The 14895-nt window shown below is 73.0% G+C and carries 14 protein-coding genes; 13 read left to right on the top strand and 1 reads right to left on the bottom strand.

From position 1 onward, the window contains the following. The first annotated feature begins 366 nt into the window (after positions 1–366). From lepB to FRCN3DRAFT_RS0235105, 8 genes are all read left to right on the top strand, one after another. Positions 367–1533 (top strand): signal peptidase I, encoded by a 1167-nt coding sequence (gene lepB / locus FRCN3DRAFT_RS50185; protein ID WP_007516689.1) that lies wholly within the window; start codon positions 367–369, stop codon positions 1531–1533. Beyond that, positions 1530–2249, top strand: a complete 720-nt coding sequence (locus FRCN3DRAFT_RS0235135; RefSeq protein WP_027141228.1) for a ribonuclease HII — start codon at positions 1530–1532, stop codon at positions 2247–2249. Before lepB ends, FRCN3DRAFT_RS0235135 begins: the two co-directional genes overlap by 4 nt. Then, positions 2246–2542: a DUF2469 domain-containing protein gene (locus tag FRCN3DRAFT_RS0235130; protein WP_007516692.1), complete on the top strand. Its 297-nt coding sequence runs from the start codon at positions 2246–2248 to the stop codon at positions 2540–2542. Before FRCN3DRAFT_RS0235135 ends, FRCN3DRAFT_RS0235130 begins: the two co-directional genes overlap by 4 nt. Before the next feature lie 336 nt (positions 2543–2878). Then, entirely contained in the window at positions 2879–3271 is a 393-nt protein-coding gene (locus FRCN3DRAFT_RS0235125; protein WP_007516693.1) for a YraN family protein, read from the top strand. Further along, positions 3271–4890, top strand: coding sequence for a YifB family Mg chelatase-like AAA ATPase (locus FRCN3DRAFT_RS0235120; RefSeq protein WP_007516695.1), 1620 nt, complete (start codon positions 3271–3273; stop codon positions 4888–4890). The genes FRCN3DRAFT_RS0235125 and FRCN3DRAFT_RS0235120 overlap by 1 nt, the downstream gene beginning before the upstream one ends. Then, complete coding sequence (gene dprA / locus FRCN3DRAFT_RS0235115) at positions 4887–6218, top strand: DNA-processing protein DprA (protein WP_007516697.1); 1332 nt, start codon at positions 4887–4889, stop codon at positions 6216–6218. The genes FRCN3DRAFT_RS0235120 and dprA overlap by 4 nt, the downstream gene beginning before the upstream one ends. Further along, on the top strand, positions 6215–6790 hold the full coding sequence (locus FRCN3DRAFT_RS0235110) for a hypothetical protein (protein WP_007516698.1): 576 nt from the start codon (positions 6215–6217) through the stop codon (positions 6788–6790). The genes dprA and FRCN3DRAFT_RS0235110 overlap by 4 nt, the downstream gene beginning before the upstream one ends. A gap of 200 nt (positions 6791–6990) precedes the next feature. Beyond that, on the top strand, positions 6991–8058 hold the full coding sequence (locus FRCN3DRAFT_RS0235105) for a tyrosine-type recombinase/integrase (RefSeq protein ID WP_007516700.1): 1068 nt from the start codon (positions 6991–6993) through the stop codon (positions 8056–8058). Between the two features lie 275 nt (positions 8059–8333). On the opposite strand, the gene FRCN3DRAFT_RS52200 is transcribed toward FRCN3DRAFT_RS0235105, so the two are convergent. Continuing rightward, complete coding sequence (locus FRCN3DRAFT_RS52200; protein ID WP_051467392.1) at positions 8334–8819, bottom strand: murein hydrolase activator EnvC family protein; 486 nt, start codon at positions 8817–8819, stop codon at positions 8334–8336. Positions 8820–9899: 1080 nt separating this feature from the next. On the opposite strand from FRCN3DRAFT_RS52200, the gene rpsB reads away from it, so the two are divergent. The 5 genes from rpsB (at position 9900) to FRCN3DRAFT_RS47725 (ending at position 14847) form a co-directional block, all read left to right on the top strand. Next, positions 9900–10784: a 30S ribosomal protein S2 gene (gene rpsB, locus FRCN3DRAFT_RS0235085; protein WP_007516704.1), complete on the top strand. Its 885-nt coding sequence runs from the start codon at positions 9900–9902 to the stop codon at positions 10782–10784. Between the two features lie 458 nt (positions 10785–11242). Continuing rightward, positions 11243–11857, top strand: a complete 615-nt coding sequence (locus FRCN3DRAFT_RS0235080; protein WP_007516706.1) for a translation elongation factor Ts — start codon at positions 11243–11245, stop codon at positions 11855–11857. Between the two features lie 379 nt (positions 11858–12236). Next, on the top strand, positions 12237–13016 hold the full coding sequence (gene pyrH / locus FRCN3DRAFT_RS0235075) for a UMP kinase (RefSeq protein WP_007516709.1): 780 nt from the start codon (positions 12237–12239) through the stop codon (positions 13014–13016). Further along, on the top strand, positions 13013–13570 hold the full coding sequence (gene frr / locus FRCN3DRAFT_RS0235070) for a ribosome recycling factor (protein WP_007516711.1): 558 nt from the start codon (positions 13013–13015) through the stop codon (positions 13568–13570). The genes pyrH and frr overlap by 4 nt, the downstream gene beginning before the upstream one ends. 164 nt (positions 13571–13734) lie before the next feature. Continuing rightward, positions 13735–14847 (top strand): phosphatidate cytidylyltransferase, encoded by a 1113-nt coding sequence (locus FRCN3DRAFT_RS47725; protein WP_007516713.1) that lies wholly within the window; start codon positions 13735–13737, stop codon positions 14845–14847. Positions 14848–14895: the final 48 nt, after the last annotated feature.

Genomic DNA, 14895 nt, shown 5'->3' with positions numbered 1-14895 from the left:
ATGCCGGGCACGTGGACCACGTGGACATCGGGCGCCATGGCATGCGTCGTCGGTCCCATCGAGCCAGGTGACCGGACGTGGGTGTCCGTACCCGCGCATGGTCCTGGCGAATACCACGAGTTCCGAGGCCGGACGATTCCGAACAACGTCCACCCATGCTCGGCGTGGCGGGGACGGGTGCGTGCCAGCGTGCGCCGGGTGGATGGACGAAGATAGACGGGTCGTGACCGAGCACCGGCGGACGAGACAACGGCTGCCGCGCTCGGGAACTCAGGGACCACAGTTGGTCGTCGTCCTGTGGTCACCGGCCTGCCTGGCGCGTTGCCGGGTTCTGGGCCGCCGCGGATCACAACGTGAGGTGGCGTAGTGAGCTCGTCCGAGCAGGGCACTCCGGACCCGGCCGACATCGGCGGAGCATTGCCCGCCGGGGCCGGCCTGGGCTCCGGGTGGTCGTCGGCCAGCGGGCCGCGACCCCCGCGCGGGCCCGCGCCAGCCGTGGACCGCGGTGCCTGGGACGACGACGGCTTCGGGCCGACGGCCAGCGAGGCCGACGAGGACGACCGCGCCACCGACGAGCCCGATGACTCCGCCGGTCCTACGACCCGCGTGGGCCGGCGGGTACGTGGCGGTAGGCGGGAGCGGCCCGGGCGCGGCGACCGTGAGGAGGGGCGCGGATCGTTCCTGCGGGAGCTACCCGTCCTCGTGCTCATCGCCTTCGTTCTGGCGCTGCTCATCAAGGCCCTGCTCGTACAGGCCTTCTGGATCCCGTCGGAGTCGATGGAGCGGACGCTGCTCATCAACGACCGGGTGCTGGTGAACAAGGTCGTCTACCACTTCCGGGACGTCCACCGCGGCGACATCGTCGTCTTCAACGGGGACGGGACCGGGTTCCAGAGCCACGAGTCGGTGATCGCCCCGCCCAGCAACGGGTTCAGCCGGTTCGTCCGCGGCACCCAGAACCTGCTCGGCCTGGGCGCGCCCAGCGACAAGGACTTCATCAAGCGGGTCATCGGCGTCGGCGGCGACACGGTGAGCTGCTGCGACAGCCAGGGCCGGGTGATGGTCAACGGCAAGGCGCTCGACGAGCCGTACGTCTTCGAGAACGACAGCCAGCCCTTCGGCCCGGTGAAGGTGCCCGACGGCCGGCTGTGGGTCATGGGCGACCACCGCAGCGCCTCGTCGGACTCGCGCGCGAACGGGACGATCCCGACCGGCGCCGTCGTCGGCCGCGCCTTCGTACGGGTATGGCCGCTCAGCCGGTTCGGCTTTCTGACCGTCCCCGGCACGTTCCACGGCATCCCGGCGGCGAGCCCGGCGCGTCCCCTCACCGGCGCCGCCGATCCCGGCCTCCAGGGCGACGGCGCGCTGCCGACAGGCACGCCCGCCTCGTTGCCCCTCGTCGGCGCCCTCGCCCTCGCCGTGCACGGCGGCGGCGGTCGACGCGGGCTGTCGCCGGGCCGTGGGCCGGGCGCCGGACGGACGCCCGGCAGAGGCGGGCGGTGGCGGCGGGCGCGGTGGCGACGTTCGCGATGAAGCCCCCGGGTGCGGTCATCCGGCGTGACAGCGGTCTGTTCGGCTACGAGCGAGCGCTCGCGCGGCGCGGTCTCGGCCCGGTGGCCGGCGTCGACGAGGCCGGCCGTGGCGCCTGCGCCGGCCCCATGGTGGTGGCCGCCGTCGTCCTCGATCCGCGCAGGACTGGGCGCCTCGGCGCCCTCGCGGACTCGAAACTGCTGACCGAGCGGGTCAGGGAGCGTGTCTACGACGACGTGATGGCCGTGGCGGCGGCGTGGTCCGTGGTCGTGATCCCGGCAGCCGACATCGACCGGCACGGGCTGCACGTCATGAACATCGCCGGGATGCGCCGCGCCGTGGCGCGCCTCGCCGTGCGGCCGGGATATGTGCTCGTCGACGGGTTCCCGGTGCCGGGAATCGAGGCACCGTCGCTCGCCGTCCGCAAGGGTGACCAGGTCGCGGGCTGTGTCGCGGCCGCTTCCGTCATCGCCAAGGTCACCAGGGACCGGATCATGTGCCAGCTGCACGAGCGCTATGGCGAGTACGATTTCGCGCAGCACAAGGGATACGTCACCGCCGCGCATGCCGCGGCACTGGCGAGACACGGGCCGTGCGAGGAGCACCGCCTCTCGTATGTCAATGTCCAGTCCCTGGTCGCGCAGGGTGGGGACTTTCGATCGGTGCGGCTGGAGGAGACCGTGGCAGTGGCCGGCCGGCAGGGCACGGAGCCCGCATGAGCGCCGAGGACCTAGAGAAGTACGAGACCGAGATGGAGCTGCAGCTCTATCGGGAGTACCGGGACGTGGTCGGGCTCTTCTCGTACGTGATCGAGACCGAGCGCCGCTTCTACCTCGCCAACGAGTACAAGATCGACGTTCGGAACACCTCGGACGGCGAGGTCTTCTTCGAGCTGACGCTGCGGGATGCCTGGGTGTGGGACATGTTCCGCCCCGCGCGCTTCGTGAAGAACGTCCGGGTCGTCACGTTCAAGGACGTCAACGTCGAGGAGCTGACGAAGGCGGAGCTGTAGCGCCGAGGGTTCGTTCAGTTCGGGCCTGGCGTCCCTTTTAGGCCGGGTCTGGCGGCGTGCCGCCGCCAGGGTCCCGCTCGCCGCTTCATGTCCGGGCCCGGCATGCCTGGTGAAGTCGCGTCCGGACCGTTGGCCACTTCGCCAGTCTGTGGACGGCGGGCAGTTGTCCACAGGAGCGCCGACCGGCCTCGACGTGGGGCCGCCAGGCTCGCACGCTGATCCTCGCTGGCGGCAGCAGCCGCCGCGGGCGGTGCGCCGTCCCTGGCCGAACAGCCAGGGCAGCGCCGCTCGAGTGAAGCCGGTCGCGGGCGGCCGGCGGACGGCGGGGGTCCGGCTGTGACATCCAGGCCAAGAGGGGAACGCCGAGCCAAGGACGAGCTCGGTCGGTTCGGTGAGGACCTGGCCGCGCGCCACCTCGTCGAGAGCGGCGCCGAGATCCTCGACCGGAACTGGCGGTGCCGTGAGGGCGAGCTGGACATCGTCGCCCGCGAGGCGGGCACGCTGGTGTTCTGCGAGGTCAAGACCCGCAGCGGGACGCGGTTCGGCACGCCGGCCGAGGCGGTGGCGGGCCGCAAGGCCGCCCGGGTGCGCCTGCTGGCCGTGCGTTGGCTCGCCGCGCACCCACGCCTGCGCGGCCCGGTGCGCTTCGACCTGCTGGCGGTCAGCCGCGACCTGATACCGGGCGTGCCCGAGGCCATGCGCGTCGAGCACCGGCGCGGGGCGTTCTGATGGCCTTGGCGCGCGCCCTCGCCGTCGCCGTCATCGGGGTCGAGGGCCACCTGGTGGAGGTGGAGGCGCACCTGTCCGGTGGGCTGCCCGGCCTCACCCTGATCGGGCTGCCCGACGCGGCGCTCGCCGAGGCCCGCGACCGCATCCGCGCCGCGGTCCTCAACTCCGGGCAGAAATGGCCCGACCAGCGGATCACCGTCGGGCTGTTCCCAGCGACCCTGCCCAAGTCGGGCAGCTCCTTCGATCTGGCCATGGCGCTCGCGATCCTCGCCGCCGCGGGCGTGGTCCCACGGGTCGCCCCCCAACAGCGCGTGATGCTCGGCGAGCTCGCGCTGGACGGCCGGGTCCGCCCGGTGCGCGGCGTGCTGCCGGCCGTGCTGGCGGCCGTGGACGCGGGTGTGAGCCGGGTGGTGGTTCCGGTGCGCAACGCCGCCGAGGCGGCGCTCGTCCCCGCCTCCGAGGTAGAGCCGGTCCCGGACCTGCGCAGCGCGATCGGCCTGTTGCGCGGCGAGTACGAGCCGGAGCCGGCCACGGCGGTGGGGAGCGGGCTCGTGGCTCTGGCGGCGGACCTGCCCGGTCGGATCCGCGGATCCGGCGGCCATCCCGGGCTTCGCCGATCCGGCGGGAACCCCGGCCAGCCGCCGGGCGACGCGGATCTCGATCTCGCCGACGTCGCCGGGCAAAGCCGCGGCCGGCTCGCCGTCGAGGTCGCCGCCGCCGGCGGCCATCACCTGTACATGCAGGGGCCGCCCGGCGGGGGAAAGACGATGCTGGCCGAGCGGATGCCGGGCCTGCTGCCTGATCTGGACCTCGAGGCGGCCATCGAGGTGACGGCCGTGCACTCGGTGGCCGGCGTGCTGCCCGCAGGCACACCGCTGATCAGCCGTCCGCCGTACCGCGGCCCGCATCACAGCGCGACGCCGGCCGCGCTGATCGGTGCCGGCACCACCGTGATCCGCCCCGGACTCGCGTGCCAGGCACACCGGGGGATCTTGTTCTTGGATGAGGCTCCCGAGTTCGCGCGGCCGGCGCTCGACGCGCTGCGCCAGCCGCTGGAGAGCGGCGTGATCGAGATCTCCAGAGCCCGGATGACCACCCGTTTCCCCGCTCGGTTCCTCTTGGTGCTGGCGGCGAACCCATGCCCGTGCGCCAAGGCCCGCACCAGGGGCGAGAACGCCTGCGAGTGCCCCAGCGCGGTCCGGCGCCGTTACCAGGCCCGGCTGTCCGGCCCGCTGCTCGACCGCATCGACCTGCAGATCGAGCTCGGCGCGCCCAGCCGCGCCGAGCTGCGGGCGGACGCGGGCTCCGCCGAGTCCACCGCGGTCGTCGCCGAGCGGGTCACGAGCGCGCGGGCGGCCATGGCCACCCGGTTGCGGGCCACCCCGTGGCGGACGAACGCGGAGGTGCCCGGTGCCATGTTGCGGCGGGACTGGCCGCTGCCGCCGTCGGTCACCTTCGCCGCCGACCGGGCCTACGAGACCGGGTCGCTCACCGCCCGCGGTCTCGACCGGGTGCTGCGGGTCGCCTGGACGCTGGCCGACCTGCGCGGCCTGGACCGGCCGGGCGCAACCGAGCTCGGCCTCGCATTGAGCCTGCGGATCCCCGGGCGGGACGCGTGAACGCGCCGACCGGCCCGCCCGGCGACGAGGAATCGCCGGACCGGCTCGCGCGGGCGGCGCTGTCGCACCTCGTCGGGTACGGCAACGCGAGACTCGCGGGCCTGTTGCGCACGGTCGGCCCCACCGAGGCGTGGGCCCGGATCCGCGCCGAGCATCCGGACATCGAGCCGCGCCGTGACCTGGACCGGCTGCATGAGCTCGGCGGGTGGCTGATCTGCCCCGGCGATCCAGGTTGGCCAGCAGGTCTGGACGGCCTGGACCGGGTGGTGGGGCGTGGCGAGCGGGAGTACGGCATGCCGCTGGCCCTCTGGGTCCTCGGCGCTGCCGGCGCGCCGCGCGCGAGCCTCACGGACGTCGACCGGCGCGGTGTCGCGGTCGTCGGCAGCCGGGCGGCCACCGCCTATGGGCAGCACGTCGCGAGCGAGCTGTCGTACACGCTGGCCGAGCGGGAATGGACGGTCGTCTCGGGTGCGGCGTTCGGGATCGACGCCGCCGCGCACCGCGGCGCCCTGGCCGGCGGCGGGACGACGGTGGCCGTGCTCGCCTGCGGTGTCGACGTCCCCTACCCGGCCGCGCACGCGCGGCTACTCGACGACATCCGCGGCAGCGGCCTGCTGGTCAGCGAGGTGCCGCCAGGCAGCCCGCCGCTGCGTCGGCGCTTCCTCATCCGGAACCGGCTCATCGCCGCGCTCACCAGAGGCACGGTGCTGGTGGAAGCGGGACTGCGCAGCGGCGCGCTCAGCACGGCGCGGCATGCCCGCCGGCTGGGCCGCGGGCTCATGGTCGTGCCCGGCCCGGTGACCAGCGCGATGTCGGCCGGCTGCCATCGGCTGCTGCGTGACCACCGCGAGGAATGCGCGCTGGTCGCAGATGCGCGCGACATCGAGGAGGAGATCGGGCCGGTAGGTCTCGACGGCGGTCCCGCGAGTGCCTCCACCAGCCCGCGCGACGACCTGCCCGCCGTGGTGCGCGCTCTGCTGGAGGCCCTGCCGTCGCGCGGTGTCGCCGGCGTCGCGGTGCTGGCGCGGCGGATCGGCAGGGAGCCCCGCGACGTGCTCGCCATGCTCGGCCCGCTCCAGGTGGAAGGCCTCGTCGAGTCCGGGCCGGACGGCTACCGGCTGACCGCGCTCGGCCGTGGTCCGGCCCAGCCCCGGCCGGACCCGCTCCGGCTCGCTGTGGGCCCCCCGACGGCGCCAGACCCGACTGGCTCGACCCCGACTGGCTCGACCTTGGCCGGCTCGACCTTGGCCGGAAAGTCGCACGTCGGCACCCCCCATGCCGCCGTGGAGGATGACGCCTTGTTCCCGACGCGGGAGGTTCACCCATGACCCCGAACAGCCAGCTCGCCGGCCTGCGCGCCGCCCTGCGGCTCGTCCAGCGCGACCTCGACAGCCATCCCGGCGACGGCCCGGCGATCGGCGCCGACGACACGACCCGTGACGTCGACCTGGTCGGTGACGGTGACGGTGACGGCGCGGGCGAGGCCGCGGGACGCCTGGTCACCGGGAGCGGCCGGTTCCAGTTGGTCGGCACCGAGCAGGGGTTCTTCGTGGCCCTGCCTGACGGGCGGTTCTGGCCGGCGGGTGCCGGGCCGCTGCCGCTTGGCGCGGAGGGCGCGGAGGCGGTCGTGGCCGTCGCCGTGGGTGTGCAGGAATGCTTCACGGAGATCCTCTGGCACGCCTGGCCGCGCTGCCCGCGGCACGCCGCGACGCTACGTGCCGAAGCCGGGGACGAGGTCCCAGCCGGTGAGGTGACCTGGCGCTGCTACGAGGACGGGAGCCACGACGTCGCCCCCGTCGGCCGCCTGGCGATCGCCGTCCCACGTTCGTCCGGAGCTCCCGGTCCGGCCCTTGCGGCCGCGTCCCCTGCCACGCATCCGCTTCCCGAGACGGACAACTGACCGTCGGCCGGCGGCCGACGTCGTTTACCGCCATCTCGCGTCGCGCCAGGCCACGTCACGACGTCGTGTACCGGGCGCGGCGGACGAAGGCACGATCGGGGTGGCGTGACGTGACCACCTCGAGGTGATGAAGTGGCGACATGCGAGCAGCTGGGGCGTCTGGACCGGACGGCGCCGGGGAACCGGGCTGGGACCGCGCCGTGGCCGCCTTCGCGGACCACCTGGTCGCGGAGCTGAACCGCTCGCCGCGAACTGTGCGCGCCTATCGGGCTGATCTCGCCAGCCTGCGGGCCCACGCGATCAGGATGGGGCGACCGGAGCTCACGGCCCTCGACCTGGCGATGCTGCGTGGCTGGCTCGCGGACCTGCGCGCGGACGGCGCCGCGCCGGCGACGCTCGCGCGCAGATCGTCGGTCGCCCGGGCGTTCAGCGCCTTCGCCACGCGGCGTGGTCACCTGCCGGAGGACGTCGCGGCCCGGCTGGCGAGCGTGCGCGCGCCGAGGCGGATCCCGCGGGTGCTCACCGTGGAGCAGGCGCGCACCCTGCTCGAGGGCCCGCCGCCAGGTACCCCCGGGAGGCCGGCGATTCGGGAAGCCGGCGATCCGGGAGATCCGCTGGCCGGTGCGCTGCGGTTGCGCGACGACCTGGTGCTCGAACTGCTCTACGCCACGGGCGTGCGCGTGTCCGAGCTGTGCGGGCTCGATCTCGACGACGTCGACCATGAACGGCGCCTGCTGCGGGTCACCGGCAAGGGCGACCGGCAGCGCGCCGTTCCCTATGGCCTACCGGCGGCCCGCGCACTTGCCGCCTGGCTGCGCGGCGGGCGGTCCGAGCTCGTGCGGCACTCCCAACGGCCCTCCCGGCGGCCCTCGCAGCACGGTGCCGCGGATGCGGGAACCGCCGACCCGGCGGAGGCCCGCGGACCTTCCGGCCCCCCCGAGACCCGGGAAACCGAAGCCCGAAGGACCCCGGGAGCCACGGCGACGGCGGCCCACGCGCTGCTACTCGGCGCCCGCGGTGGGCGGCTGGACCCCCGGGCCGTGCGGCGGATCCTGGCCGCTCGGCTCGCCTCCACAGGTGGCCCCGATGGCGTCAGCCCCCACGGGCTGCGCCACTCGGCGGCCACCCACCTGCTCGACGGCGGCGCCGACCTGCGCTCGGTGCAGGAGCTACTTGGCCACGCGAGCCTCGCGACCACGCAGATCTACACCCACGTCACCCCGGAGCGCCTGCGAGCCGCCTTCCAACAGGCCCATCCGCGCGCCTAAAGCCGGACCGCCAAGGTCAAGCCCGTTGCGTGATCGCCGGCTGCGCCCTCGGGTGGTTGTGGAACGGCGGCAGTTACGACCACCAGAGGGTCGAAACCACGATCATGCCCGCGGCGGGCGGGCCAATCTTGCCTGGGGCGGCGCTGGATCTTGGCGGGATGCCTGCGCCGTGAACGCTTGGCCGTGAACGGCTGGGCATGAGCGCTTGGTCGTGAACGGCTGGGCGCGAGCGCTTGGTCGTGAACGGCTGGGCGCGAGCACCAGGCCCTGGCCGCTTACCGTCGGCCGGCTCGGGCCGTCGGATCGGTGCGGGGGGCCGGCCTGGCCAGGGGAAGCAGCCGGGGCGGGTCGGGAAGCAGCAACGTCAACGGGCTCAGGTAGACGTCGGCGCGCAGCAGGCCCCAGTGCAGGCAGGCGTCCTGAACGCAGCCAGGATGCCCCGCGGCCAGCCGGCCGAGGGGTGTACCGGCCGCTACCCGCTGGCCGGCGCTGACGAGTACGGTCAGCGGCTCGTACGTGGTCCGCAGCCCGCCGTGGGTAACCGCGACGACCCCTCGGCCCGCGAGGACGCCCGCGTAGCTGACGACCCCGTCGCCCGCGGCGCGCACCGTCGCGCCGACCCGGGCGTGCAGGTCGATGCCGCGGTGCCCGACGCCATAAGGAGTGGCCGGCGGCTGGAACGGCCGGACAACCGCCAACGGACCGTCCAGCGGCGGTCGCCAGCTGGCCGGAGTGGCCCGGGTGGCCGGAGCGATCGGCACGGCGCCCTCCTCCGTACCTTCCTGCGGGACCAGGCCCGAGGAGGGAGAAGTGCCACCGGAGATCGGGCCGACGGTGGGCTCCCCGTCTGGCCGCGGAGCTGCGCCGGTGTGCGACGGTGCCAGGTCGCCGGAGCTCGGGGAGATGACGGTGTCGCGCCAGGCCGCCGCCTGGAGCCTCGCGGCGGCGGGTGTCGGCTGTGCCAAGGGTGCCGTTTGGGCCAAGGGTGCTGTTTGGGCCGTGGACGCCGGTTGGGCCATGGGTGCTGTTTGGGCCATGGGCGCCGGTTGGGTCGTGGTCAACGGCTGGGCCGCGGACGGGGGCTGGGCCGTGGTGGTCTGGCCGGTGGTGACGGGGTGAGACCAGCCGCCGAGCGCGAGAACGGCGGCCAGGAAGGCGGCGGCGACGAGTGGCGGAATGCGCGGGTCGTGGCTCGGGGCTGGGGCCATGGGCACTCCTACGGCTGGGCGACGGTCCTCTACGGCTGGGCGGCGGCCCTCGGAGCGACCGGGGGCGGGAGGCGCGGTGTGGAGGACCGGACCCCGCCCCCGGCCGCCGTGCGCCGGCCCGGGGGCGTCGTCGGCCGGCCCGGCACACGATGGGCGCCGGGAACGCGGCGCGCCAGCGCGAGCCGGGCGTCTGTGGATAAGCCGGATCCTGTGGGTAACCGCCGCATGTTTGGCGTCCGGACGTCCAGTCGAGGATCTCCATGGGCGGATCGACCCGCATCTCAGCCCACTTGGCGCCCACAGGCATGGCGGCCGAGCGGGCTCTCGGCCCGGCCGAGTATCATCAGCGATGGAGTTCCGCAAGGAGCTCACTTCGCACGCCTGCTCCTGGCGGGCGCGGCAGGCCATGGTCGTCCTGTCGATGTCGTGTCTCGATGTCGTCGGTCGATTGCCGACGGTCTACTCGCGCCCATCGCCGCCCGGCCCGTTGGCCGGGCCGGCCAGGAGGGCTCCCTCGGTCCGTCGCCTTGCGACGGTAGGGGCCTATCGGGCGTCAGGGGGCCGCCGGCACCAGCCGCGGCCGACAACCGAGACGATCCGGCCCCGTGGGCCGGATGGGAAGGAGCGGCGGTCATGGCCGTCGTCACTATGAGGCAGCTGCTTGAGAGCGGCGTGCACTTTGGGCACCAGACCAAGCGCTGGAACCCGAAGATGAAGCGCTACATCCTCACCGAGCGCAATGGCATCTACATCATCGACCTGCAGCAGACGCTGTCCTACATCGACCGCGCCTATGACTTCGTCAAGGAGACGGTCGCGCACGGCGGAACGGTGCTGTTCATCGGCACCAAGAAGCAGGCGCAGGAGGCGGTCGAGGAGCAGGCTCGCCGAGTCGGGATGCCGTACGTCAAGGAGCGTTGGCTCGGCGGCATGCTGACCAACTTCTCCACGGTCTACAAGCGCCTGCAGCGGCTCAAGGAGCTCGAGGAGATCGAGCTGACCGGCGGCACCGAGGTGCGCACGAAGAAGGAGCAGCTCGTGCTGAGCCGGGAGAAGGCGAAGCTCGAGCGCACCCTCGGCGGCATCCGGGACATGGCCCGTGTGCCCAGCGCGGTCTGGATCGTCGACACCAAGAAGGAGCACATCGCCGTCGGGGAGGCGCGCAAGCTCAACATCCCCGTCGTCGCGATCCTGGACACCAACTGCGACCCGGACGAGGTCGACTACCCGATCCCGGGCAACGACGACGCGATCCGCAGCGCCGCGCTGCTCACCCGGGTGGTCGCGGACGCGGTCGGAGCCGGCCTGATGGCCCGCGCCGGCGCGAGCGCGACCGACGCCAAGCCCGAGCAGCTCGCGACCGACGAGCCGCTGACCGAGTGGGAGCAGGAGGTTCTGCGCCGCGACGCCGAGGTTCCGGCTGAGGCGCCGGCCGAGGCTCCGGTCGAGGCATCGGCTGAGGTCCCGGCCGAGGTTCCGGCCGAGGCCGTCCAGGACACCGTCGGCTCCTCCGTCTGAGACTGGCGCGGGCGGCGTTTCGCTCGCGGGCGGGCTCTCCGGTCCCTGTCTGATCGGCAATGCCGATCAGACAGGGACCGACCTACGCGGTCAGCGGACCCGACTCCGCGGGCACTCGGGGGCACTTTCCTTTTCCGGTCGGTTGGCCGTTTCCGTGGCCTATCAGCCCCAGCAGGAACCGGGGCGGCAGGTCCGACCACCAGCCATACGCTCCGCCGTGGACGCGCGCGGTGCGCGGTGTTTCAGGACGGGCACGCCAGTTCGTCGCGGGCCGGGGGAGGGCGTGGCGCCCCGCGCAGGCTCGTTTGGGCTGGCCTTGCCCGCCCAACGACGATGCCGGCCGTGGTAGCTGCCCCGGCCGCGGTCATCTACCTGAACCGCAATCAGTGCAGGAGGGCGCGAAGCGCCCGACGACGGGTGCACAGGCGCCCGTCACACCCAGAACGGGACGAAAGACGATGGCACAGATCACTGCCGGCGAAATCCGCAAGCTCCGCGAGGTAACCGGCGCCGGGATGAGCGACGTCAAGAAGGCGCTCGTCGACCACGACGGCGACTTCGAGAAGGCGAAGGCCTGGCTGCGCGAGAAAGGCCTCGCGGGCGTCGCCAAGCGGTCCGGCCGCTCGACGGCCAACGGCCTGGTCGACTCCTACCTGCACCGCACCGACCCGCAGCTCCCGCCGACCATCGGGGTGCTCGTCGAGCTGCGCTGCGAGACGGACTTCGTGGCCAAGACCGATCAGTTCCAGCAGCTTGCCCGCGACATCGCGCAGCACATCGCGGCCGCCGACCCGCTGTACGTGACCGCGGACGCGATCCCGAACGAGGTCCTCGAGCAGGAGCGGCGGATCTACGAGACCGCCGCCCGCGAGGAGGGCAAGCCGGAGCCCGCGATCGCCAAGATCGTCGAGGGCAAGCTGAACGGCTACCGGAAGAGCGTGGCGCTCCTCGACCAGCCGTGGGTGAAGGACAACAAGACCAGCATCGGCGCGCTCGTCGAGGAGGCCGGCGCCTCCCTCGGCGAGAAGATCGAGATCGGGCGCTTCGCCCGCTTCAACATCCGCCAGGCATAGGACGGACGAGGCGGTCGCGTGACAGACGCTCCGCGCCCGATCGGGCTGGCTCCGGGTCAGTGCCAGAGCCGGGTTGATCCTCGCAAGGGCATGGGGCCGGTCTGAGGTTGAGGCGCCCCTCACCGGTGGGCCGCCGATCTGGCGGCTCACCGGGTCCGACCGCGTCGCCAGTCGCGCGCGGTGTCTGGTGCGCCAATCCCGCTGGAGTGGACGGGGCGACCTGCCGCTGGTGGGACCGGGCCGCCGATGACGGCCCTGGATGGGGCAGACTGGCAGTCAGACGACCTCCGGCCGAACATCCCGGCCGCTGGCGCGGCCAAAGGAGGCGCGATGTCCCGAACGCGCACCTCCGGCGGCCCCTTTGGGGAGAGGGCCACCCGTGATCGATCAAGCCGAGGTGGCCACCGGGCCTGAGAGCACCGAGCCCAGGTGGCCGCGTGTCCTGCTCAAACTCTCCGGCGAGGCGTTCGCCGGCGGGGACCAGCTGGGCATCGACCCCGTGACCGTCTCGACGATCGCGCGGCAGGTCGCGCACGTGGCCCGATCGGGCATCGAGGTCGCGATCGTTGTCGGCGGGGGCAACATGTTCCGGGGCCAGGCGCTCGCCGAACGTGGGATGGACCGAGCCAGGGCCGACTACATGGGCATGCTCGGCACGGTCATCAACTGCCTCGCCCTGGCCGACTTCCTCGAGCGTGAGGGCGCCGTCACCCGAGTCCAGACGGCGATCGCCATGGGCCAGGTCGCGGAGCCCTATCTGCCGTTGCGCGCAATCCGGCACCTGGAGAAGGGCCGGGTCGTCATCTTCGGAGCCGGCCTGGGCGCCCCGTTCTTCTCGACCGACACCACCGCCGCGCAGCGGGCACTGGAGGTCAAGGCCCAGGCTGTGTTGAAGGCGACGAAGGTGGACGGTGTCTACGACGCCGACCCGCAGACCAACCCCGGCGCGGTGCGCTTCGACACGCTCACCTACGGGGAGGTTCTGAATCGTGGGCTGAAGGTCATGGACGCCACGGCGATCAGCCTCTGCATGGACAACGCCATGCCGATCGTCGTCTTCGACCTGCTGACCGAAGGGAACATCTCGCGAGCCGTGCGAGGTGAGAAGATCGGGACTCTGGTCAGTGTCGATGCCTACGGAACGGAAGGACAGCGGTGATCGACGACACACTCCTCGAGGCCGAGGAGAAGATGGACAAGGCCGTCTCGGTCGCCAAGGACGACTTCGCCAACATCCGGACGGGTCGCATCACGCCCGCCGTGTTCTCGAAGATCGTCGTTGACTACTACGGCGCGCCCACCCCCGTTCAGCAGCTGGCATCGTTCCACATCCCTGAGCCCCGCATGGTCATCATCACGCCGTATGACAAGTCGTCGGTGGGCGCCGTCGAGAAGGCGATCCGTGACTCCGACCTCGGTGTGAACCCGAGCAACGACGGCTCGATCATCCGGGTGGTCTTCCCCGAGCTCTCCGAGCAGCGCCGGCGCGACCTGGTCAAGGTGGCCCGTGGCAAGGCCGAGGACGCCAAGATCAGCATCCGCAACGTGCGTCGGCATGCCAAGGAGGCACTGGACCGGATCGTCCGGGACGGGGAGGCCGGCGAGGACGACGGCCGCAGGGCGGAGAAGGACCTGGACGAAGCGACGCATCGCTATGTCGCCCAGATCGACGAGCTGCTCAAGACCAAGGAATCCGACCTCCTGTCGGTCTGAGCGCTTCCTGCCGGCTGAGCGGGCATCGGGCGACACCGCCCGATGCCTCCGATCCGCGCCGACGAATCCGAGGGAATGTTCCGCCACGGGCTCCCGGTGGCCCATGATGCCTGGCTGGGGGACCATCCCCCAGACCAACGACGCGAGGTCAGCGAAGGGGCGAGGTGAGCGAAGGTCTGCGCGCCACGGCGCCGGCCGACGGGCTGGGCCAGAAAGCCTCCCCCAGCTCGCTGCTCCGCGCCAGCGGGCCCGTCGGCGAGCCGATGGCGACCGATGGGTCCGTCGGTGAGCCGGCCGCGTCCCCCGCGGCGGACGACGCCGTCATGAGACCACCGGCCGCGGACGACCCTTCCCCCACGGACCACGACCCGTCCCCCGAGAACCAGGCGGGACGGACAGAGCGGGCCAGGCCGGCCGGACCGGGCGGGTCGGCCGACGAGCCGGCCCCGTCGTCCCGGCGGCGGATCAGGGCCGGCCGCAACCTGCGCGCGGCCATCGCCGTCGGCGTCCTGCTTGGCGCGCTGATCCTGGTACCGCTGTTCACCGTCAAGGCCGGGTTCATCGGCGTCGTCTGCGTCGCCGTCGCGATCGGAACCTTCGAGGTCGTGCGGGCGCTGCGGCTCGCGGGGCTGCGGCCGCCGCTGGCACCGCTCCTCGCCGGCGCCGTGGCGATGCCGATCGCCGCCTACGCCGGCGGTCCCGGCGCGCTGGTCGGCGCGCTCGCGCTCACCGTGCTGCTCGCCGTGGCGGTCCGTGCCCTGGGCGAGCCGGCGGGGCTGCCGGCCGACCTGGCCGCCACGATCTTCGCCGCTGTCTATGTCGGGTTCGCCGCCGGCTTCGCGGCGCTGCTGACCGCGCCCGCCGACGGCAGCTGGCGGGTGGTGGCCTTCCTCGGCACGGTCGTCGCGAGCGACATCGGCGGCTACACCGCCGGGGTGCTCTCCGGCGGGCGGCACAAGCTCGCCCCGACGGTCTCACCGGGCAAGTCCTGGGAGGGTTTCGCCGGCTCCGCGACCGCCTGCGTCGTCGTCGCGAGCGTGGTCGTCAGCTGGCCGCTGGGCGGCCACGTCTGGCAGGGGGTGATTCTCGGGCTTGCCGCCGTGTGCACCGCCACGGTCGGCGACCTCGGCGAGTCGCTGCTCAAACGGGACATCGGCATCAAGGACATGGGCAACCTCCTGCCCGGCCACGGTGGGATCATGGACAGGCTCGACTCACTGCTGTGCACCGCGCCGGTCGCCTGGCTGCTCATCACCGCCTTCCTACCCCCGGGCTAGCCTCCGCGGATCTCCTCCGGGAGCGGGCGCTGGGTCGGTTTGGCACAC

The sequence above is a fragment of the Pseudofrankia saprophytica genome (assembly GCF_000235425.2).
GTDB lineage: Bacteria > Actinomycetota > Actinomycetes > Frankiales > Frankiaceae > Pseudofrankia > Pseudofrankia saprophytica.
Note: the sequence above shows the minus strand (reverse complement) of the source record. Positions and strands in the feature narration are given on the sequence as shown.